The sequence below is a fragment of the Providencia sp. PROV236 genome (genome assembly GCF_033676985.1).
In the GTDB taxonomy this organism is placed as follows: Bacteria; Pseudomonadota; Gammaproteobacteria; order Enterobacterales; family Enterobacteriaceae; genus Providencia; species Providencia manganoxydans.
Genome location: NZ_CP096297.1, coordinates 2,313,184 through 2,333,737 on the forward strand (window position 1 = coordinate 2,313,184; position 20,554 = coordinate 2,333,737).

The 20,554-nt window shown below is 38.0% G+C and carries 23 protein-coding genes; 10 read left to right on the top strand and 13 right to left on the bottom strand.

Annotated features, from left to right (window positions below; translation table 11 throughout):
* Window positions 1-5: 5 nt before the first annotated feature.
* Entirely contained in the window at window positions 6-1,067 is a 1,062-nt protein-coding gene (locus M1E96_RS10275) for a S9 family peptidase (protein WP_272579821.1), read from the top strand.
* 53 nt (window positions 1,068-1,120) lie between these two features.
* Here M1E96_RS10275 and ddlA read toward each other — a convergent pair whose 3' ends face one another.
* Entirely contained in the window at window positions 1,121-2,221 is a 1,101-nt protein-coding gene (ddlA, locus tag M1E96_RS10280; protein WP_070928692.1) for a D-alanine--D-alanine ligase, read from the bottom strand.
* A 135-nt stretch (window positions 2,222-2,356) separates the two neighbouring features.
* Entirely contained in the window at window positions 2,357-3,241 is an 885-nt protein-coding gene (locus M1E96_RS10285) for a LysR substrate-binding domain-containing protein (protein ID WP_175442536.1), read from the bottom strand.
* Between the two features lie 149 nt (window positions 3,242-3,390).
* Here M1E96_RS10285 and M1E96_RS10290 point away from each other — a divergent pair, with 149 nt between their 5' ends.
* Window positions 3,391-4,005 (top strand): LysE family translocator, encoded by a 615-nt coding sequence (locus M1E96_RS10290; protein ID WP_272579820.1) that lies wholly within the window; start codon window positions 3,391-3,393, stop codon window positions 4,003-4,005.
* A gap of 2 nt (window positions 4,006-4,007) precedes the next feature.
* On the opposite strand, the gene M1E96_RS10295 is transcribed toward M1E96_RS10290, so the two are convergent.
* From M1E96_RS10295 to M1E96_RS10305, 3 genes are all read right to left on the bottom strand, one after another.
* A complete protein-coding gene (locus tag M1E96_RS10295; protein ID WP_070928687.1) occupies window positions 4,008-4,475 on the bottom strand; it encodes an NUDIX hydrolase in 468 nt (155 codons plus the stop codon).
* A 4-nt stretch (window positions 4,476-4,479) separates the two neighbouring features.
* Window positions 4,480-4,872 (bottom strand): cytidine deaminase, encoded by a 393-nt coding sequence (locus tag M1E96_RS10300; protein WP_081335959.1) that lies wholly within the window; start codon window positions 4,870-4,872, stop codon window positions 4,480-4,482.
* Between the two features lie 70 nt (window positions 4,873-4,942).
* The gene (locus M1E96_RS10305; protein WP_272579819.1) at window positions 4,943-6,280 is read right to left on the bottom strand and encodes a PLP-dependent aminotransferase family protein; all 1,338 of its coding nucleotides are present in this window, start codon (window positions 6,278-6,280) and stop codon (window positions 4,943-4,945) included.
* 99 nt (window positions 6,281-6,379) lie between these two features.
* Here M1E96_RS10305 and M1E96_RS10310 point away from each other — a divergent pair, with 99 nt between their 5' ends.
* From M1E96_RS10310 to M1E96_RS10320, 3 genes are all read left to right on the top strand, one after another.
* The gene (locus M1E96_RS10310; RefSeq protein ID WP_272579818.1) at window positions 6,380-7,252 is read left to right on the top strand and encodes a DMT family transporter; all 873 of its coding nucleotides are present in this window, start codon (window positions 6,380-6,382) and stop codon (window positions 7,250-7,252) included.
* Window positions 7,253-7,392: 140 nt separating this feature from the next.
* Window positions 7,393-8,022: a GrpB family protein gene (locus tag M1E96_RS10315; protein ID WP_272579817.1), complete on the top strand. Its 630-nt coding sequence runs from the start codon at window positions 7,393-7,395 to the stop codon at window positions 8,020-8,022.
* A gap of 7 nt (window positions 8,023-8,029) precedes the next feature.
* Window positions 8,030-8,491, top strand: a complete 462-nt coding sequence (locus tag M1E96_RS10320) for a GNAT family N-acetyltransferase (protein WP_272579816.1) — start codon at window positions 8,030-8,032, stop codon at window positions 8,489-8,491.
* A gap of 179 nt (window positions 8,492-8,670) precedes the next feature.
* Here the strand turns inward: M1E96_RS10320 and leuE are convergent, their stop codons facing one another.
* Window positions 8,671-9,312: a leucine efflux protein LeuE gene (gene leuE, locus M1E96_RS10325; protein ID WP_140180116.1), complete on the bottom strand. Its 642-nt coding sequence runs from the start codon at window positions 9,310-9,312 to the stop codon at window positions 8,671-8,673.
* A 513-nt stretch (window positions 9,313-9,825) separates the two neighbouring features.
* Here leuE and M1E96_RS10330 point away from each other — a divergent pair.
* From M1E96_RS10330 to M1E96_RS10345, 4 genes are all read left to right on the top strand, one after another.
* On the top strand, window positions 9,826-10,665 hold the full coding sequence (locus tag M1E96_RS10330; protein WP_070928675.1) for an AraC family transcriptional regulator: 840 nt from the start codon (window positions 9,826-9,828) through the stop codon (window positions 10,663-10,665).
* Between the two features lie 146 nt (window positions 10,666-10,811).
* Window positions 10,812-11,513 (top strand): AzlC family ABC transporter permease, encoded by a 702-nt coding sequence (locus M1E96_RS10335; RefSeq protein ID WP_140180120.1) that lies wholly within the window; start codon window positions 10,812-10,814, stop codon window positions 11,511-11,513.
* Window positions 11,510-11,824 (top strand): AzlD domain-containing protein, encoded by a 315-nt coding sequence (locus M1E96_RS10340; RefSeq protein WP_070928671.1) that lies wholly within the window; start codon window positions 11,510-11,512, stop codon window positions 11,822-11,824. The genes M1E96_RS10335 and M1E96_RS10340 overlap by 4 nt, the downstream gene beginning before the upstream one ends.
* A 276-nt stretch (window positions 11,825-12,100) precedes the next feature.
* Complete coding sequence (locus M1E96_RS10345) at window positions 12,101-12,571, top strand: DUF1456 family protein (protein WP_272579892.1); 471 nt, start codon at window positions 12,101-12,103, stop codon at window positions 12,569-12,571.
* 14 nt (window positions 12,572-12,585) lie between these two features.
* Here the strand turns inward: M1E96_RS10345 and M1E96_RS10350 are convergent, their stop codons facing one another.
* The 5 genes from M1E96_RS10350 to M1E96_RS10370 all read right to left on the bottom strand — a co-directional run bounded on the left by M1E96_RS10350 (window position 12,586) and on the right by M1E96_RS10370 (window position 16,338).
* The gene (locus tag M1E96_RS10350) at window positions 12,586-13,476 is read right to left on the bottom strand and encodes a LysR family transcriptional regulator (protein ID WP_070928667.1); all 891 of its coding nucleotides are present in this window, start codon (window positions 13,474-13,476) and stop codon (window positions 12,586-12,588) included.
* A gap of 26 nt (window positions 13,477-13,502) precedes the next feature.
* Complete coding sequence (locus M1E96_RS10355) at window positions 13,503-14,201, bottom strand: phosphohydrolase (RefSeq protein WP_369426986.1); 699 nt, start codon at window positions 14,199-14,201, stop codon at window positions 13,503-13,505.
* A gap of 82 nt (window positions 14,202-14,283) precedes the next feature.
* Entirely contained in the window at window positions 14,284-15,243 is a 960-nt protein-coding gene (accA, locus tag M1E96_RS10360; protein ID WP_319065987.1) for an acetyl-CoA carboxylase carboxyl transferase subunit alpha, read from the bottom strand.
* Window positions 15,244-15,359: 116 nt separating this feature from the next.
* Entirely contained in the window at window positions 15,360-15,776 is a 417-nt protein-coding gene (locus tag M1E96_RS10365; protein WP_369426987.1) for a helix-turn-helix domain-containing protein, read from the bottom strand.
* A gap of 25 nt (window positions 15,777-15,801) precedes the next feature.
* Window positions 15,802-16,338, bottom strand: a complete 537-nt coding sequence (locus tag M1E96_RS10370) for a GNAT family N-acetyltransferase (RefSeq protein WP_070928661.1) — start codon at window positions 16,336-16,338, stop codon at window positions 15,802-15,804.
* A 209-nt stretch (window positions 16,339-16,547) separates the two neighbouring features.
* On the opposite strand from M1E96_RS10370, the gene hiuH reads away from it, so the two are divergent.
* On the top strand, window positions 16,548-16,961 hold the full coding sequence (hiuH, locus tag M1E96_RS10375; RefSeq protein WP_070928659.1) for a hydroxyisourate hydrolase: 414 nt from the start codon (window positions 16,548-16,550) through the stop codon (window positions 16,959-16,961).
* 435 nt (window positions 16,962-17,396) lie between these two features.
* Here the strand turns inward: hiuH and M1E96_RS10380 are convergent, their stop codons facing one another.
* Window positions 17,397-18,863, bottom strand: coding sequence for an AMP nucleosidase (locus M1E96_RS10380; RefSeq protein ID WP_272579812.1), 1,467 nt, complete (start codon window positions 18,861-18,863; stop codon window positions 17,397-17,399).
* A gap of 542 nt (window positions 18,864-19,405) precedes the next feature.
* Window positions 19,406-20,314 (bottom strand): AEC family transporter, encoded by a 909-nt coding sequence (locus tag M1E96_RS10385; RefSeq protein ID WP_272579811.1) that lies wholly within the window; start codon window positions 20,312-20,314, stop codon window positions 19,406-19,408.
* Window positions 20,315-20,554: the final 240 nt, after the last annotated feature.

The following is a 20,554-nucleotide window of genomic DNA, read 5'->3' on the forward strand; positions in this document are numbered from 1 at the left end:
TTTGTATGAAACATAAACGCAAATTACTATATGTACTATTTTCACTCTTAATCATCATGACAGCTGTTATCTTAACTGGGCAATTCGATGATTTTGATTTAGACAACAGACAAACAACTGATATTAGTTTTACAGCCGATGGTAATAAATTATCTGGCACACTTGTGCTACCTAGCTCTGAGCAACCTAGCGCAATTGCTATATTCATTCATGGTGATGGCCCGCAAGATCGTTTTTCAAATTCAGGTTATTTACCGTTAATAAATACCTTAGTTGATAACGGTATCGCTGTGTTCAGTTGGGATAAAGCAGGTATTGGCAATAGCCAAGGTAACTGGCTGAATCAGACTATGGCAGGTCGTGCAGATGAGGCAAAAACCGCTTTAGCACTATTACGTGAAAAATACCCTTCTCCTTCAGTTTCTATTGGTTATTTTGGCTTTTCTCAGGCTGGATGGGTTATTCCTATTGCTGCGTCACAAAGCTCACCTGATTTTTCAGTCATTGTCGGTGGGGCAATAAATTGGCGAGATCAAGGTGCTTTTTATCATCGTATTCGTCTCACTCAAGAAAACATCGAAAAGTCTCAAATTGATCAACAAGTCGCAGAACAACTACAATCTTACGATGCTATTTTTGGTATTAATGGTAGTCACGACCCAGCTTCGACACCTGAGCTGTCCCTCGACCGATTTAACTTTGTTGATCGCAACTTTCTGAATGATGCATCGCAAGATATCCCTACAATGCGCGGACGAGTGCTTGCAATATGGGGGGAAGATGACCTGAATGTTGATGCACAAACAGATGCTTGTCGTTATAAAAAACTATTGGAAAATAATCCTAATAGCACCGTTGTGCTAGTAAAAAACAGTACTCATGGGCTACTTAATGCATCACTGTTTAACTACCAGCTAGATAGTCAATGGCCGTGGTGGAAAAAAGCCTATTTTCTTTACCTAGGCCGTGAAGGTTATACGCCACATACACTGCCATTAGTGATTGATTGGCTAAAACAACAGCCAATCGCTATTCCCAAAGATTGGCAACCAGCGTGTTCCCAGTAACCAACAATAGCGGGTCTGGCTGAGCATGTTCAGCCAGACAAATCATAATTTAATTAGGCATCACAAGCCGTTTTTAACGCCGCATTCTGTTGATATTTTTCAATACCAAGTTCGATTAATCGGCTGATCAGCTCTTGATAAGTCATACCACCTTGCTGCCACAATTTTGGATACATACTAATATTTGTAAAACCAGGTAACGTATTAATTTCATTAATGATAACTTGATTATCTTCTGTTAAAAATACATCAACCCGTGACATGCCACTGCAATTTAAAGCTCGATAAGCCTGTAAAGCAATCTCTCTTATTTTATCACTTACCTCTGTCGACAAATCAGCGGGAGCGACAACGGATGCACCATTCTCATCGATGTATTTTGTATGATATGCATAGAAGCTATCATGCAAAACAATTTCACCACATGGGCTTGCTAACGGTTGTTCATTACCCAATACAGCGCATTCAATTTCGCGCCCTTTTACTGCACTTTCAACCAAGACTTTCACATCAAATAAGAATGCAAAATCAAGTGCTGCGTTGAACTCTGATTCGTTAGTCACTTTACTGATGCCAACAGAAGAGCCTTGATTAGCGGGTTTAATAAATAAAGGTAATCCGAGTTGTTTTACTGTTGCATCGTAGGTAACAGTTGCGCGATCAGCTATCATCAAGGTAATAAATGGCGCAATCTGCAAGCCTGCATCACGTAATAGGCGTTTAGTGATATCTTTATCCATACAGGCTGAGGAGCCTAAAACCCCAGGGCCGACAAAAGGCAAATTCGTCATACGCAATAGCCCCTGCAATGAGCCATCTTCGCCTAAATTACCATGGACGATAGGAAAAATAACATCAATTTGCGGGAGTGGCTGAGCGTCTTCAAGTGAAATAAACTGCTGCGTTGTTTTACCTGGAATAATAGCAATACTGCGTTTTGGCGTATTCAATGCAATTTTAGAAGGATCATTTGCATGAACTAAAAAGTTAGTTTCATCATACTCATGCCAATGCCCTTGTTTATTAATACCAATAAGACATACATCAAACTTATCGCGATCAAGACCATTTATAATATTTTTCGCTGATTGCAATGAAACTTCATGCTCTGTTGACTTACCGCCAAAAATCACACCAACCCGTAATTTACTCATTACTCACTCCACCTTAAGAAACCAACAAAACCCAGCTAGAAAATATAACACGTCAAGAAATAGTTATGGGATAAAATCTTTATTTTTCACATAGGTTCGCTGAAAGAATAAACAATTAATAACAAAGGTGAAATGTCAGTAACCGTTTTCAGTTAACATTGCACTTTGTTGTAGGCTTTGTTTTAACCAATCGATAAAAACTGCCAATGCACTGCCGCTGATCGGTGTTTTTGGTGCTAATAGATAGTAAGCAGAACCATCTTCAATGAATCCTTGTGGTGCAATCAATTGCCCTGACTGTAACTCATCTTCAACCATTAAAAATGAAGCAATTGCCACACCTTGTCCTGAAATTGCCGCTTGAATACATAAATAAAAGTGCTCATAGGAAACTTGTCGAGTTATTTGATGAAAGCTCCCCATTTGTTGTTGCCACTGATGCCAAACAGATGGGCGAGAGGCTGGATACAATAACGCAATATCACTGGTTTTATTTTGCCAATCTAAATTAGGTTGTAGTACAACGCCCACTTTTTCACTGCAAACCTTCTGCGCATAAATATCATTATTCCATTTAAAGTCATTACGCCGTAGTGCTAAATCAACCCCCGCTTTAGCAAAGTCAATAGCGCCACCAGCAGCAATTAAATGTACCGTAATATCTGGAAATAATTGATAAAACTGAGTTAATCGAGGAATTAGCCATTTCATCGCAATCGTTGGTTCGCAAGAAATGCTAACGACGTTGCTATCATCAAAACACTGTAATTCAACAAGCGTTTTTTCTAACTGTGAAAATATTTCGCTGGTGGTTTGAGAAAGTCGTTTACCCGCAGAAGTTAAAAATACAGCACGATTGCGCCGTTCGAACAGCTCTACACCAATATGCTCTTCTAGCAAACGTATTTGTCGGCTGATAGCACTGTGAGTGACATGTAATTCCTGAGCCGCTTTCACAAAACTGCCACTGCGTGCCGCGACATCAAAAAAACGCAATGACGATAATGGAGGTAGTTTCATTATAGGTTACAAAAACTGACAGATTTACGTCAGCATAAATCGCTTTTTAACTCAATACAATCTATTGATAATACAAATAATCAAAAAGATAAATCGATCACAAGAGAAGTATTTATGTCAGTTTTTATTGCCTATCAGAGGAGCATCAAATGAATGAACTGATTACAGTGGCAACTATTACATTTTTAGCTGTTATAAGTCCAGGACCTGATTTTGCGATGGTGACACGCAACAGCTACGCCTACGGGACTAAAGTAGGCTTATTTGCAGCATTAGGTATTGCTGTTGGCGTTCAAGTGCATGTCTTCTATACCCTATTTGGAGTGACACTGATTATTATGGGGTCACCAACACTGTTTACTATCGTAAAATTATTGGGTGTTGGTTATTTGGTCTATATTGGTTTTAAATCCTTTACGAATACACAAAAAATGAATACTGAAGGAAACAACCTTACGAAGCCTTCATCACTGACGGCATTCAGAATGGGCTTTTTGACTAATGCATTAAATCCAAAAACGATGTTTTTTGTTGTTTCCGTTTATACTCAAGTTATCCAAAACAATAATTCACAATGGCTTAATTTCAGCTATGGGCTATTTATCTCTTTTGCTCATTGGTTATGGTTTAGCTTGATCGCCCTATTTTTTGCTACTCCAACCATTCGTAATCGTATACTTAACTATCAATTAACTATGGATAAAGTGATTGGAGCATTATTGATGATACTTGGTATTTCGTTACTGTTTTTGAATAGTAAATAATTTTACTTCAGCAAATTTGCTTCATTTACCATACTTGCCAACTGTAATAAATCATTCGGAATATTCAGTTTGGCAAGCTCCTCAAAGGGGATCCATTTAAATTCATCTGCTGGTTTTCTTTCTGGGGTGATTAATTCACACAGATATACCATATCAATATGCCAATGATTACCCTGCTTACCATCTATAATAAACTCTTTCAAAATGGCCAAAGGAACGGGCAAAGCATATACATGATCAGTCCTTCGAACTTTGGTTACCGTGGGATACGCACAATCAATGATACGGCACATGAGACCAGTTTCTTCGAAGACTTCACGGATCACAGCATCTTGAGGCTCTTCATTTTCTTCAATGTGCCCCCCAGGCGGCAGCCAAAAACCTAGCTTAGGGTGCTCATGTAATAAAAACTCACCTTTATCATTACGGATCATTGCTGTCGCTGTAAAATGCTTACTTTGTTGTTCCATCGCTTCATGACTCCCTATTTTGCGTTGCTTTCCAATCAAATGGCATTAACTGTTCTAAAGTCATTTCAGTGTCATTATCAACCGCAACTCGCGTTTGTTTATTTTTATTCGATAATTGACTGACTAATTCACGACATCGGCCACAAGGTGGTACGACATTTCCGGTTGAATCAACAGCAACCATCGCTTTAACCACTGAACCACCTGCTTTAAGTAGTTCTGCAACCGCACCATGCTCCGCGCAAAATCCTAAGGAACACGCAGTATCAATACTGATCCCCGTATAAACTTCACCATTTTCTGTTTCTAACGCTGCGGCAACATAACCACTTTCAATATAATGACTCACCACCGTGGGTTTGGCATACTTTTTAGCGATTTCAATCAAGTGTTTCATATTCATCCTCTTTATTTACAAAGCGAGTCTATTTCAGATGTTAAATAAGGCAAAAGCCAATCGTGCGTTCTCACAGATCGACTAAATACAACACCGCTGCTTGAATTTGTGCTAATGCGACTCTTAATTGTTCATAGGAAATGGAACTGAGTGCAACTCGAATAGCTTGTGGATATGATGCCCCCCCTGCATAGGACTCAGCCGTGCTGACAGCTATATTGACTTGTTTTAGCCGACTCACTAACGCTTCTGCACGAACACCTTCAGGTAAAGGGATCCAAATAAAATAACTATATTGATGGGCGATATAGTCTATTTGGTTCAACACTTCTCTGACAATGTTTTGTCGTGCCTTGGTATCTCGTCGTTTTTTACGCTCTAATTTTGCAACTTCACCACTTTCTATCCAATGACACACAATCGCTGTTGTAATTGCGGGTGTATTCCACGTGGTGATACGAATTATCCGTTCTATTTCTGAGATTTGCTGTTTAGGGGCAACCACCATGCCTACTCGTAGCCCTGTTGCAACATTTTTTGAAAAACCAGTGACATAAAACGTGATATCAGGGGCTAACTGAGCAAAAGTGGGAGGTGCAGGATGCTGTAAATAAGCGTAAGAGCCATCTTCAATTAACCAAAAACTATACTGTTTAGCTAACTGGATAATCGCATGTCGTGTAGGAAGATCTATCACCCATCCCAATGGGTTATGAAGTGTAGGCATTGCATAATAACCACGAATATTTCTTTGTTGGCACAGCCTTGCGAATGCAACCATATCTGGCCCTGTTGCCGTTACAGGCACCACAACCAGTTCAATATGATAAATCTTCGCTAATGCTTTAAAACCTGGATAAGTTAGCGCATCAACAGCAATCACATCACCCGGGCTAAAAATACCTAACACAATCGTTGCAAGGCCATGTTGGGCGCCACCGACAATTGCAATTTGATCAGGATCTATCTGCTTTATTCCTCTTTGAGCCAGATAGTTAGCAAAAATAGCCCTTTCATGACGACGCCCCACATGAGGTAAATAATGAAGAAAACCTTCTATATCTCCTCCTGAAGACAAATGCCGTAATGCTTCTCTTAACCTTTGTGTTTGCTCATTTTCGACTGGATAAATGTAATTAAGATCTAACATTGTTGGGACAACATCATGTTCAATGCTTGATGTAGGCAATAAGCTTACGTCACGTACAAATGTTCCTCTTCCTGTCTCACCACTCACTAATCCTTGTTTGATCAGTTCATTATAGACACGTGACGCTGTCACCAATGAAATGCCATTTTGCTTAGCAAACGCACGATGTGTCGGCAATCTGGTACCGGGTGCTAATTCACCACTATGGATCCTATTCGCTAAATCATCTACATAGCTTTTATACCGAGCCTGTGTCATGCAATTGTACCTATGACAATTTTTTGATTGTCATGATTATCTCGATTAGTTTAGCTGAATACAAGTCGCAATATAGGCATAAATTATTAGGTAATTAAAATGAAATCGTATTCTCATACTACTCGCGGTTGGATAAACGGCTTTATTGGAGTCGCTATTTTCAGTGGTTCACTGCCCGCAACTAAAGCAGCTTTAATTGGCTTTTCTCCTGACTTTTTAACTGCCAGCCGAGCCGCTATCGCAGGGTTACTCTCTGTGCTGATTTTAATACTGTTTCGTCAAAAATTACCAAATAGACAACAAATTATTGGATTGTCTGTTGTTGCATTAGGTGTCGTCGTTGGTTTTCCATTTTTAACCGCCCTCGCCTTAAAACAGGTAACTTCTGCGCATTCTATGGTCTTTTTAGGGCTACTGCCTTTATCTACCGCTATTTTTGGTGTGTTGCGTGGTGGTGAAAGACCCCATAAAGCATTTTGGTTCTTTTCTGTATTAGGTAGTCTGTTTGTTATGGGATTTGCCTATTTTCAGGGAGGAAACAGCACATTAATCGGTGACTTATATATGCTCGCTGCTGTTTTAGTCTGTGGCCTTGGTTATGCCGAAGGCGCAAAGTTATCAAAGCATTTAGGTAGCTGGCAGGTCATTTGTTGGGCATTAGTTATTTCATTACCGGTCATGCTTATTCTCTGCCTATTACTTTGGCCTGACAGTTTGGAGGCTGTTCCTGCTTTTGCATGGGGTGGGCTTGGCTATGTCGCATTATTTAGCATGCTAATTGGCTTCTTCTTTTGGTACAGCGGATTAGCGGAAGGAGGTATTGCAGGTGTAAGCCAATTACAACTACTACAACCTTTTATGGGATTAATGATTTCAGCATGGATACTTAAAGAATCAATTAACACATTGATGGTTATCTCAACAATAGGCGTTATTATTTGTGTTATCGGTTCAAAACGTTTTAGCCACTAACAACAAGCAAAATGGTGAAGTTCAATCACTGAACTGCCCATTTTTTTATTAAAAGAGCAAGTTAATGCACTTAAAGCGCGATCATTTGATCCACGTTTAGCTAAGATGAAAAGATTATTACAATCGCATTGGAATTATCTATGACAATATCAATCGAGCAGCTCAAGCAACAAATAATGACATTTCTGGATGGTGATCCTAATGAAAACCCATGGGTAAAAGGAAAACCTCAACCTGAACAGATTGATGTTGTTAAATATAATAATGAATGGCCATTAATTTTTACTGAGCAAAAACAAGCAATTAGTAATGTACTTGCTAATCAATTTATAAGTATTGAACATGTAGGTTCAACCGCAGTACCTAAATTAGCGGCAAAGCCTGTTATTGATATTGATCTGATTGTTCAATCACCTAATGATGAAAGTCGCTATCTAGCGGCCTTAGAAAGCTTAGGTTATGAGCTGACGGTAAGAGAGCTATCATGGTATCAACATCGGATGTTACGCTTAGCTGAACCCCGAGTGAATCTACATATCTTCCCACAAAATTGCCCTGAACATATACGCCATCTCTTGTTTCGTGATTGGTTAATCACACATCCAAAAGATTGCGCTTTATATGAGGAAACTAAACTGTCGGCGAAAATGGGTACCAATGATGTTGTGACCTATAACCTGAATAAAAATGAAGTAGTTAAACAAATCTATCAACACATATTTGCTGAACTGGATACCCTTTTACCTGCATTACTTATTACTAATTATTAGGTCACCTATGCACTTTATTACGTTAAATGAACACCATACTCACCTTATCGAGCAAATTACCCATACTCTGCATACTGAATGGCACGAACTCAAATCATGGAGTGATCTTGATAATATTCGTCAGCGCTTAATCACACGTATTACAGCGCCTAGCCCACAAACCGTTGCTTGCTTTATAGATGATAACGAGCAATTACTTGCTACCGCCAGTATCATTTTGAATGAGCTCATTGGCATTAAAGATAGCAAATGGTGGATTGGTGAAATCGTTACGGTGCCCTCTGCTCGTGGTAAGGGTATCGGTAGTCAGCTCATTGAGCAGCTTTATCACAAATTTAAACAACATACTGATGAATGTCTGTACTTATACACACCAGATATGCAAGCGCTTTATCGCCGAATGGGATGGCGTGATGTACAACACACTATCGCTAATAATGAGCAAGTAACTGTAATGAAACGCGGCTAGGCTGTTGCCAAACGTATTATGTTTGGCAACAGTGACTAATGTTTTGACATAAACGAGAAAAATCAATTGATTGATTTTCGGCTGATAACACGAAGCGGGAGAAAGCACGCTTTTATTCCGTTTCGCAGCCATTTACCGACCATAAAATGGCCGGCAAAGAATAAGCGATATGTAAGATTTTAAGCGGCTAATGCAAGTTTAGCACCAAACATTAAGAACACGGCACCAATACAGCTATTAGATAGCTTAGAGAGTTTTTGGTTATGTTTAACCATATTCGTAACAGCGACGGCACCAAAGATTAATAATGACAAGTAAATCATGCTACATATTTCCAAAATACTACCCAGTATAAAAAATGGGATCCCCGCATTCGGGTAAGTAGGCTCAATAAATTGGATAAAGAATGACACATAAAAAATAATCATTTTAGGATTGAGCAAGCTTAAAAATACCGCTTTTTGATACGTCCCTTTTGTCGCTAGGACAATTGCATCCACATCTGCGGCTTGCTCTTTTTTATGGAAAACACTGTAAAGCGTTTTCACTCCTAAATAAAATAAATAAGTTGCACCAACATACTTAATAACACTAAAGAAGATAGGCGATGTTTTTACTAATGAAGCAACCCCTAAAAATGATAAAAAAATCAGTATCGCATCACCTGAAAACACACCTAACGCCGCTTTATAGCCATTTTTGATGCCATATTTTGCACTGCTTGTTAATACAAATAAAGAATTAGGGCCTGGAACAAGTGTAATGAAAATCACACCAATTAAATAAGTCCATAAGTTTGTGATACCAAAATTTTCAAGCATAAGGAACCCGCTAACTTAATAAAAGTTATAACAAAAAATAAACATATCTACTTGATGACACCTATGATACACGGGTTTATTAAACTGTAAAAGATATCACTATATGCAATACAAAATACAGTCATATGAACTAGTTATAAATACACAGATATACATTTTAAACCTAAAAACACCCTTAAGTTAGAGTTATATTTCACTTTATCTGTGAGAAATAGAACCCTGTTGTTTTCAATCTTAAAACAGTTTTTTATTCCAATTTATTTATTTTTATTGAATTTATAAACTAATTAAAAATATTTGAAAGTGATAGTGAAACTCATAACGATTAGCGGTATAACTATTCTGGATTTAATCGCATCGATACTCTAAATAATTCGAGGGGCAGCTAGGCGACAAGTGAGTGACTCGCTAGGAGAATATACATGTATGTGATTAGTGCGAATGAGCATAATCAACAGCGCTGCAACTTGAAGTATCACGAGTATATTTATTTGAATTTTGTAGGAACCCACTTTGGATAGCGCCAACTATTTTCATCTACAAGAGCTCAATGGGCTAGAAATGATCCAAGCTCAATACCATCATCAAAAATTTTCCCGACATACTCATGAAGGCTTTTGTATTGGTGTAATGGAGGATGGCGCACAACAGTTTTTTCGTACTGGTGAAAATCATTATGCACCAAAAGGCGACATTATTATTATCAATGCTGATGAAATTCACACTGGCTCTTCTGCTGTTGCAAATGGCTGGGCTTATAAAGCTATTTATCCCACACCTGAAATGTTTGAACGTTTAACATTAGATCTCAACACTGAAAACTATGGAGTTACCCCTTGGTTTCCAAATGCCGTTATTCATGACTCAGGTTTAGCAAGCCAACTTAGCCTACTCTTCGATTTACTGCTACAACCAAACAATACCTTGTTAAAAGAAACCTTGTTACTTTCTTCTATGAGTTGGTTAATTTTAAAATACAACAAAAGTAGGTTGCGACTTCAGGACATTACCCCTGCCAAGCAAAGCATACAAAATATTTGTGACTTGATGATGAATAGCGCTGAGCAAGAACATTCATTAACTGAATTAGCTACAATAGCAGGCTTTAGCCAGTGGCATTTTTTGAGACAATTTAAATTACATACTGGCACTACGCCACACGTTTTTTTAATACAAGCAAGATTATACAAAGCCAAAAAATTACTTCTTCAAGGATTAAAACCTGCTGATGTTTCAAGTCAATGCGGTTTCTCTGACCAAAGTCACTTCACTCGCCATTTTAAGCAAGCTATTGGTGTGACTCCAGGCCAATATATTCAACATCAAATAAATAGGCTAAGTGACCATAAATAGCTTATTAGCACGAATGAGCGAACTCACCAGACCTTAATAAAATGCGCGGCAGCTTGAAGTCTGACGAGAAAAGAGCAATTTTATTCTATAACCTTTATAACAACACCAGTATGATAAAGAAAACGGTCAAAAAGGGTATTAAATCAATGCAGTTACAACAAAGTCGCCATTGGCGGCGTGCTTTTATTGATGGATCAATACATATGACACCATTAAACTTAGCCGTTATTCCATGGGGTATTTTAGCGGGTTCAATGGCTGTAGAGGCTGGACTTTCGTTTTGGCAAAGTATCTCTATGTCGATCATGATCTTTGCGGGAGCGGCTCAGCTTGTGACTTTAGGTTTATTAAATTCAGGAGCGGGCTATCTAACCATTATTATTTCTGTGTTTTTCATTACATCGCAGCATCTACTGTACGGTCTCACCATGCGCCCCCATGTAAAAAATTTTACTACAGCAGAACGCCTAAGTATTGGTTTTTTATTAACTGATGAATTATTTGCCATCAGTGCAGCTAAGCGGCAGCCATTAAGTTTCCCTTACTTATTTGGTGCGGGGTTTAGTTTTTATATCGTGTGGTTAATCACTAGCCTCTGCGGCATCGTCATGGCTAATTTCATTACTGATCTTAGCCGATTACATTTAGATTTTTCTGTTGTCGCAACATTATTAGCAATTGTTGTCCCCCTGACTAAAAAAGTCAGTACGATTTGTGGTGTCCTCTTCTCACTGATTGTTGCGGTGGTACTTTCACTTTACTCAATTAGCAGTGCAATTGTCATTGCTGGGGTTGGTGGAATGTGCGTATCAGTTTTAGTTTCTCGTTTACTTAAGGAAGAAAAATGATTTGGGTATTAATTATTTCGCTTTCCATCATCGTTTTTTCTCTGCGTTATATTTTTTTGATCCCGCAGTTACCTGTTAGGTTACCACTGTTTATTAAACAAGCCTTAAGCTACTCGGCTCCTTGTCTTTTAACTGCTATTTGCGCGCCGGTGATCCTTTTAGAAAATCACCAGCTACGCGACTTTCCTGATAACCCCTATCTATGGGGTGCCCTTTTCTGTGTCATCACGGCATCACTTATTCGAAATATGTTAATGACAGTTGGACTCACATTGCTCTTTTTCTATAGCTTGATTTACTTTATTGGCTGATTTCATAAGGTATGTATCGCTAATATAGACTCTAAATAATTCAAGATGCAGCGAAACAAGAAGTGAATAAGTCGCTAAGATCATGTGCCAATATGTGACCCGCGCAAATGGCCACTTAATGCAAAGCGCTGCAACTTGGGTATTACGAGTATAAAACAACAAAATCGCTAGCTTTACATACCCCTCTATTCCTTCTAATATCCTCACCTCAAAATTACACTATTTTTAAATTTCAGCCTTGGTGGTTGATTTGAAATACAGATGAGATCATTAAATATGCTGAATAATTATGTGTTACGTAGTGTCCGTTACATGCTAGATCTGAGTGATAACCAGATGGTTGAAATTATTAAACTTGCTGATTTAACTGTAACTAAAGCTGAAATGGTAGGTTGGTTAAAAAAAGACGACGATCCTGACTATGTTGAATGCAATGACAAATTACTTGGCCATTTCTTGAACGGTTTGATCTATTTCCGCCGTGGTAAAGATGACAATAACCCAATGCCTGAAGTAGAAACTCGTATTACCAATAATATTATCCTAAAAAAACTACGAGTTGCTTTTGCATTAAAAGACACTGATATGATCGAGATCTACCAAAAAGTTGATTTTCGTGTTTCAAAACCTGAACTTAATGCCATATTCCGCAAACCTGATCATAAAAACTACCGTGATTGCGGCGATCAGTTATTACGCTATTTTCTGAAAGGCATGACGATGCAACTGCGTAATTTATCCAAGTAATTTACTTACATTAACTACGCGAGCCGTTGCAATAGATATTGCAAAAATACATCTATTTTCGGTGATAATGAACGACGGCTCGCATAAATAGCTCGTAATTCAATCGGAGCTGGCTGCTCATCAAACTCAATCACCTCAAGTAATCCTTGTGCAATTTCCTGTTCACAAGGCTCTTTGGCCAAAATAGCGTAACCGACCCCTTTAAGAGCTGCAACATTGGCTAAAATACCGCTATTCACTCGATATTGGCTATTAATATTAATTTTTTGCTGGCATTGTTGTTGATCAATAAACACCCATGGCTGGCCTGATAAGGCACTTAAACTAGAAATACATGGCATATTGGCGAGGTCTGCGATTGTTTGAGGCCGCCCTGTTCGCTCAATAAGTTGTGGTGATGCGACGACCACACTTTGCCACGTTTTAATTAGCCGAGAGTGATAGCTGCTATTATCCAATTCACCACGATGAAAGGTAAACAGTAAGTCGATATCATCATTTATCACATCCAAGGGCATAAGCTGTGTATCACAGTGAATCGCTAATTTCGGATGCTGTAATGCAAATTCAGCGATTATCTCGGCTAATAATAGGCTCCCCGCTTCACTCGGAATAGTAAGACGTAAAGCACCCGATAATATTTCACGGTGACTAATTTGATCTAAAGTCTCATCGAGTTCTTCATAAAGCCTTTGGCTCTGCTTTAATAAAATATCACCTTGTTCGGTTAGCCTCATACTGCGCGTTGTTCGTTCAATTAAGCGACAATTTAGCTGTTGTTCTAACTGTTTTATACTACGGCTAACATTCGATGTCGGCATTGATAATTGCTGTGCTGCTCGCGCAAAGCTCCCTTGAGAGGCGACGGATATAAATACTTTTAATAAATTTAGGTCAACTGACATTAAGGATCCTTCACCACGATTTATGATTAAACATCGAGTACAAACCTATCAATAATGTGTTGATCAACTTGCAGTGGATCACCGTTTAATTCAGCACTTAATTTTGCCATAAATTGCACAAGATAATTTGCGTTATGCGTCGCTAGAATTTTACCAGCTTTAGTTTGCATTGTTTCTGGCAATTTCAGTAATTTTTCCTGAAAATGGTCAAGTGCCCATAAATTATCATTTAAAGGCCTATTTTTCGCAAAAGGATCATTGGCATCAAACAGCGCTCGATTTAATTGGCCACTTACTGCAAACACGCGCGCTAAACCTATCGCGCCTAATGCTTCCAATCTATCAGCATCTTGTACAATTTTTGCTTCAATTGTAATTGGCTCAATATTAGCGCTAAAACTATGAGCAATAATACAATGTCTAACTGGGACATAATAATATTCAGGAAAGCTTGGAAAATAGTTTTGTAATACCTTGATTGTCTTATCCGCACTCAGAGAGGATGCTTGATGTCTTTGTGGATGATTTTTGGGGAGAGTTACAAAATCATGAAAATAACATGCAGTAAGTACAATTAAAGGATTTACGTTACTGTCATTTTCCATCAAATGCCGCGCAGTTCCCCAAACTCTGCGTACATGGGAAATATCTTGGCTATTATCAGTTATCGTCCAGTTTTTCTGCAAATAATTATCAAATAAGGTTGCCCATTTATGAATATCCATTCAAATCTCGACTCTGATTTTGTTAGATAAATCAATATAACATGAACAGCCTTTTGAAGTATTAAAACAACCGTTATGGCTATCAGCAATAACCAATAGCCATAACTTTTTGATAACGTTCCGCCAGCAAAGTTTCAATATCCAATTGTTTTAATGCTACTAAATCAGTAATCAATTGCTGCTTTAAATTTTTTCCCGCTTGTTCATAATCACGGTGTGCACCACCTAATGGTTCAGGGATCACCGTATCAATGATTTTCAATTCTTTAAGGCGATTTGCAGTCATTCCCATAGTTTCTGCTGCAATTTGAGCTTTCTGTGCGTCTTTCCACAAAATGGATGCGCAACCTTCAGGTGAAATTGCAGCGTAAGTACTATATTCCAACATATTAATACGATCACCGACACCAATACCAAGTGCACCACCAGAACAACCTTCACCAGTAATCACACAAATAATCGGCGTTTTTAAGCAAGACATTTCCATAATATTCCGAGCAATGGCTTCTGCTTGCCCCCGTTCTTCAGCGCCAATTCCTGGGTAAGCACCTGCTGAATCAATAAATGTCACTACGGGTAAATGGAAACGTTCAGCCATTTTCATTAAACGCAGTGCTTTGCGATACCCTTCAGGGGAAGGCATACCAAAATTACGTAACACTTTTTCTTTTGTCGTACGCCCTTTTTGCTGTCCTATCACCATAACTGGTTGGCCTTCAAGCCGTGCTAATCCACCAACCAAAGCCTTATCATCCGCAAATGCGCGATCACCCGCGAGTTCTTGAAAATCTGTAAAAATCAAAGAAATATAGTCCAATGTATACGGACGCATTGGATGTCTTGCTAACTGAACAATCTCCCATGCACCCAACTGAGAAAAAATCTTCTTAGTGAGAGTAAGACATTTTTTTTCTAACAGTTTAATTTCTTCATCAAACTCAATGTCGGGCTGTTGACCACTTTGTTTAAAAGCGGCTAAAGCGTCGATTCTTTCATTCAATTCGACTATCGGTTTTTCAAATGCTAAAAAATGAGTAGACATAAGACCCTTTGAATCAATGAGGCGATGACTTTAAGTGTAGTTAAGATTTTCAGGGCTTTCTATGCAGGAAAATGGGATAGATTACTATCTGAAATGGGATAATAGGAAGGTAATTACTATTTATTCAGCTTTCGATTATTTCGCAATCCTATAGACATGATTTTCTGAAATTTTGGACAAAGTAGGTGATCCTCTTCTGGACAATTAGCAATATGCAAGAGGGCATTTTTTAATGTCATTAAATTATCAATAGTATTTTGTAATTCACTGGCTTTTGCTTGTAAATGGCGACGTTCGATACTTGGTCCTTTCTCTTTATTCAACATGACGTTAATTTCATCAAGTGTAAATTGAGCTTCGCGGCCTAAAGAAATTAATGATAAGCGAGTCATGATATCTTTTGCATGATAAACACGTTTTAGTCCCTTACGACCAATAGGTTTAATCAACCCTCTCTCCTCATAATAACGAAGAGTGGATGCTGGTAAACCTGATAATTCACTCACTTCTGAAATATCTAATTCATCTACCATCGTGTTAATGACTCGCTAATTTTATTTACAGTTTTTTCTCAAGTAATACTGAACTCGTACCATTCATAATAACATCTTTTTGTACGATATAGCCCAACTTTAGAGCTACTCGTAGAGATGGCGTATTCTCTGAAGCAACAAAGCAAATTGAACGCTCAAATTGATTCAAGTCGCTTAGCCAATTTAGTGCGGCTTGCATGGCTTCTGTCGCATATCCTTTGCCTTGAAACTCAGGAGCGATCACCCAACCCGCTTCAGGAATACCTTTTACTGGTGGTTGGATTATACGATGAAAATCTGCAAATCCGAGATCCCCAACATAACGCCTTGTATGCTTTTCTCTTACAGCCCAATAGCCAAAACCAAGTATTGGCCATAAACCACCGTATGCCAACATTCGCATCCACGATTCACGTTCGGTAGAAGGTACGCCACCAATATGCTGAACCATCGCTTCAGTGGCCCATAATTGTGTTAATGCAGCAAAATCACTTTGTTGGTGCCCAGATAAAATTAACCTTTCGGTTTCAAGCTGAGGAATAGTACCGCTGAAACTTGTCATTATTTTTCCTTCCCCCGATCACTTAGCGAGTTATGGTTAATTCATTCTCATTCATAAGCCTAACAACAACTCAAACATTTTATTTATTACAAATACGCTAAAAACATATAGATATCATAATAAATGACAGAAATGTAACCTTCCCGTAAGGTAAATTCCACACTCTTATAGCTAAAATATTCTCTCTTGATTAATGAAAGGATATCAAAATGAACAAAAGTGCCTTATATTTACTGCTCACCCCTTTAATGATGGCTCCTGCTCTTTCTATTGCAGCCAGTGACATACTAAGTGTTCATATACTCAATCAACAAACAGGAAAACCAGCATCTAACGTTGAAGTCACATTAGAAAAAAAACAATCAAATACATGGGTCCGACTAAACTCAGAAAAAACGGATAATGATGGTAGAATTAAGTCGATCTGGCCAGATAATACAGAAACTCCGACTGTTGGTGACTATAGAGTTGTTTTTAAAACGGGCGAATATTTTAAAGAGCAAGGCAAAGAAAGTTTTTTCCCTGAAATTCCCGTCGAGTTTCATATAAATAATGTGAATGAGCACTATCATATTCCATTACTTTTAAGCCAATATGGCTACTCTACTTATAGAGGCAGTTAATTTTTAATTAAGCTATATTTAACTTGAGTGCTGGTCATCACGATTAGCACTTTTAGTTGCTTGTTATGTGGGTTGTCATCCACATAATGATACGTGCAGAACCAGCTGCTCTAAAAATAAAACATGTGCCCTACCAGATACTCTCTTTAAATATTTAGAATTGATTATTTACACAGTAAAACAACTTTCTTATTCAAATGTTAACGATAACAAAGCATACTCATTCACTTCAACTTATATTTATTCTACTTGAATAACCTTCCTTAAACTCAGTTATCAAGTAATCTATGATTCGCCACCTTATTAAGGTGGCATTTTTCTAAAATGCAGAAATTATCTTACGGGTATGCTAGCACAAAATCAGTGCCTCTTTTTTAATCAATTATCAAAACATTGAACTTGTAAAAGCGCTCGGCCATAAATGCTTACCCTTCTCTACCTAAAAGGTGGTTCATCGAACGTTCTTAATTTTCTTGAATGCAGCTTATCGCCTTCTTGTCGTAAAAGATCTATCGCACGGATCCCTATCTGCAAGTGCTCAGAAATAGCTCCTTCATAAAAGCTGTTGGCTTGACCTGGTAATTTTATTTCGCCATGTAATGGCTTATCAGAGACACATAATAATGTTCCATATGGGACTCTAAAACGATAACCTTGAGCTGCAATGGTAGCACTTTCCATATCAACAGCTACCGCACGACTTAAGCTAAAGCGACGTGCTGTTGCAAAAAAACGCAACTCCCAGTTACGATCATCGGTTGTCACAACAGTACCAGTGCGTAAACGCTGTTTGACTAATTCACCAGGCATATTACTGACTTGCTTAGTTGCATCGTATAACGCTCTTTGCACTTCAGCGATACTTGGAATTGGAATGTCAGGTGGCAACACGTCATCTAAAATATGGTCATCACGCAAATAAGCATGAGCCAACACATAATCACCAATTTTTTGACTTTCACGTAACCCACCACAATGACCAATCATTAACCATGCATGTGGGCGTAATACGGCTAAATGATCACAAATATTTTTGGCGTTGGATGGCCCAACACCAATATTCACTAATGTTATTCCTATACCGTCTTTCGCTAATAGATGATAGGCCGGCATTTGAAATTTTTTCCACGTTAGGTCAGATGTGGCAATTTGTGGATCCGCATTTTCTGCGGTTAAATAATTATGCCCAACACAGGATAGTGCTATGTATCGACTATCAGGATCCTTAATTTGCTCACATGCCCAACTAACAAACTCATCGACATAACGATTATAATTAGTGAACAAAATATAAGGTTGTACATGCTCCGGCGGTGTACCCGTGTAATGCTTTAACCGAGCTAGAGAAAAATCAACCCGTAATGCGTCAAAATGAGAAAGCGGCATTTCACCTTTAAATTGAACTAAACCATCAGTAATATCATCACTGATATCAGCTAAATCAGTAATAGGAAAATGTGCAGCTAAACTACTGCTCATACTGCGGTCTAAAACAAGATCTGAACCGTCAATGACAAAAGGATAAGGCACTTCTGTTTTAGATGGACGAACAGAAAAAGTAACATCATAATCTTGCTGCAATATAGCTAATTGCTCGGTAAGATATTGGCGAAACAAATTGGGTTGGGTAATAGTAATGCAGTAGTTACCTGGCTTGACAAACCGAGCATATGCTCTTGTTTTTTCACAACGATCAACCTTACCACGCCATTCAACACATAATTCAGGGTAAGCAAATAAACCTTTTTCACGTGCATTTACTTCGGGAAGTTGCCCATTATTAATATAAGCCGCTATCGCATTGCGGAGTGACTCGATAGCATTACCGTATAATAAAGAAAGTTTGTCTAAAACGTCATCAATAGATAGATTTTCATAGCTTTTACATTTTTCTAAAGACACACATAACCCCTTATTGGATGGCGTAGTTAACTGTAGAGCAGTGTATGTCTTTAGCATTCCGCAAACAAGGTATAAAACCTGTAGCGCCACAAGATAAACCAAATTAATGCGCTGTTAAATATGTATAATAGTAAGGTTAAGCTTAACTCTTTTATCGGTTAATTTCATAGCTAGTTATTCTAGCAAGCCACTTAACTTCACTTGATGATAAATGATATTCTTTCCCATTCTCTCCACGAACAATCCGTACATCAATATCCCGATATCCAAGTAAAGTGTTATTAGTTTTCTTTATTTGGTCGGCTATTGAAACATTAGTCGACCCAGTTAAAGTTGGAACTCCAATGTCTAACTTAGGTAAAGATGGACGTGATATACATGCTAAATTAATGTTTAAATGCATATTTAAATCTCTAATGTAAAATATAAAACAAGTGAAATCTTTGTCTAAGGGTATCTTTTTTGCAAAAGATCACGATAATATTACATTAGCGATTATTTATATCTTCAATAAAACGATTATTAGCTAAAAAATGAAAAATTTAATCCAACATTAAAGAGAGTATCACTGGTAATGTTATTACTGCCATTACCGTTTGCAGTGTGATGATCCCTGCCATCAGCTGGCTATCACCTTTTAGCTGCCGTGTTAAAATATAAGCTGTTGGCGCTGTCGGTATAGCGAAAAAAATGACCAATAATACCGATTCAAGCGTTGGTAAAGAAAATAACTTGGCCGTAAAAATAGCAAGTGCAGGCATCGCTAATAGCCGAACTAGGCTTGATATCATTAATGGTTTAAATTCAATTCTAAGTGTAGCCGTTTGTAGTGCTGCGCCAATACAAATTAACCCTAATGGTAAACTCGCGGCGGCAAGTAATTTAAGTAATTGGTCCGTTCCAAAAGGTAATCCGATGGGTAATAGATTAAGTAATATTCCTATCACACACGAGATAATTAATGGATTTTTAATAATAGGTAAGATGAGCTGCTTAATGGAAATTTTTGCTCCTGATGTTAGTGATAATACGGCTATCACATTACAACTGGGTACCAATATTGCCATAAGAACTGCAGCAATCGCTATTCCTTCGGTACCAAATAAATCAGCGACAATAGCTAACCCCAAATACGTATTAAATCGGGTAATACCTTGAATATGCGCACCAAAACGAGGTATTGGCATTTTAGAGAATATTTTAGTCACTAGAACTAATGCGCTGCTTATCCCTAAAATAAAAAAAATTGCGGCGGCAAGATATGGCAATTTAGGGTTATCAAGCGGTGCACTCGCCAAACTGTTAATTAGTAAAGCTGGAAATAAAATAAAGTAGTTTAATTTTTCAGCACTTGGCCAAAAGTCAGCAGCAAATAATGATACGCGACGTAATATAAAACCCATCGCTATCAAAGCAAACAACGGCCATAAAACTAATAATACCTGTTCCATATTTTTATATTTTAATCTCTCTAAACTTCATTAATGATACTAGTTAACTGTAAAGATTAAAGAAATGTAATGGTTAGGTAAAAAAGGCTTTATATTTCATCTGGTCAGTTTTTTGTAGAAAGTGTTTAGTTCCTCACATTTTTAAATTGCTACATCTATTATACACTTTCTCAATTAAGGGAATTTCTGATGGTATACTGGTCATTATTTCTATAACCTAATGATAAACCTAACTATGAA

Bases quoted from the DNA above. Each gene is read 5' to 3' on its own strand.
- M1E96_RS10275 (WP_272579821.1), top strand. From the start codon at position 6: ATGAAACATAAACGCAAATTACTATATGTACTATTTTCACTCTTAATC.
- ddlA (WP_070928692.1), bottom strand. From the start codon at position 2,221: ATGAGTAAATTACGGGTTGGTGTGATTTTTGGCGGTAAGTCAACAGAG.
- M1E96_RS10285 (WP_175442536.1), bottom strand. From the start codon at position 3,241: ATGAAACTACCTCCATTATCGTCATTGCGTTTTTTTGATGTCGCGGCA.
- M1E96_RS10290 (WP_272579820.1), top strand. From the start codon at position 3,391: ATGAATGAACTGATTACAGTGGCAACTATTACATTTTTAGCTGTTATA.
- M1E96_RS10295 (WP_070928687.1), bottom strand. From the start codon at position 4,475: ATGGAACAACAAAGTAAGCATTTTACAGCGACAGCAATGATCCGTAAT.
- M1E96_RS10300 (WP_081335959.1), bottom strand. From the start codon at position 4,872: ATGAAACACTTGATTGAAATCGCTAAAAAGTATGCCAAACCCACGGTG.
- M1E96_RS10305 (WP_272579819.1), bottom strand. From the start codon at position 6,280: ATGACACAGGCTCGGTATAAAAGCTATGTAGATGATTTAGCGAATAGG.
- M1E96_RS10310 (WP_272579818.1), top strand. From the start codon at position 6,380: ATGAAATCGTATTCTCATACTACTCGCGGTTGGATAAACGGCTTTATT.
- M1E96_RS10315 (WP_272579817.1), top strand. From the start codon at position 7,393: ATGACAATATCAATCGAGCAGCTCAAGCAACAAATAATGACATTTCTG.
- M1E96_RS10320 (WP_272579816.1), top strand. From the start codon at position 8,030: ATGCACTTTATTACGTTAAATGAACACCATACTCACCTTATCGAGCAA.
- leuE (WP_140180116.1), bottom strand. From the start codon at position 9,312: ATGCTTGAAAATTTTGGTATCACAAACTTATGGACTTATTTAATTGGT.
- M1E96_RS10335 (WP_140180120.1), top strand. From the start codon at position 10,812: ATGCAGTTACAACAAAGTCGCCATTGGCGGCGTGCTTTTATTGATGGA.
- M1E96_RS10340 (WP_070928671.1), top strand. From the start codon at position 11,510: ATGATTTGGGTATTAATTATTTCGCTTTCCATCATCGTTTTTTCTCTG.
- M1E96_RS10345 (WP_272579892.1), top strand. From the start codon at position 12,101: ATGCTGAATAATTATGTGTTACGTAGTGTCCGTTACATGCTAGATCTG.
- M1E96_RS10350 (WP_070928667.1), bottom strand. From the start codon at position 13,476: ATGTCAGTTGACCTAAATTTATTAAAAGTATTTATATCCGTCGCCTCT.
- M1E96_RS10355 (WP_369426986.1), bottom strand. From the start codon at position 14,201: ATGGATATTCATAAATGGGCAACCTTATTTGATAATTATTTGCAGAAA.
- accA (WP_319065987.1), bottom strand. From the start codon at position 15,243: ATGTCTACTCATTTTTTAGCATTTGAAAAACCGATAGTCGAATTGAAT.
- M1E96_RS10365 (WP_369426987.1), bottom strand. From the start codon at position 15,776: ATGGTAGATGAATTAGATATTTCAGAAGTGAGTGAATTATCAGGTTTA.
- M1E96_RS10370 (WP_070928661.1), bottom strand. From the start codon at position 16,338: ATGACAAGTTTCAGCGGTACTATTCCTCAGCTTGAAACCGAAAGGTTA.
- hiuH (WP_070928659.1), top strand. From the start codon at position 16,548: ATGAACAAAAGTGCCTTATATTTACTGCTCACCCCTTTAATGATGGCT.
- M1E96_RS10385 (WP_272579811.1), bottom strand. From the start codon at position 20,314: ATGGAACAGGTATTATTAGTTTTATGGCCGTTGTTTGCTTTGATAGCG.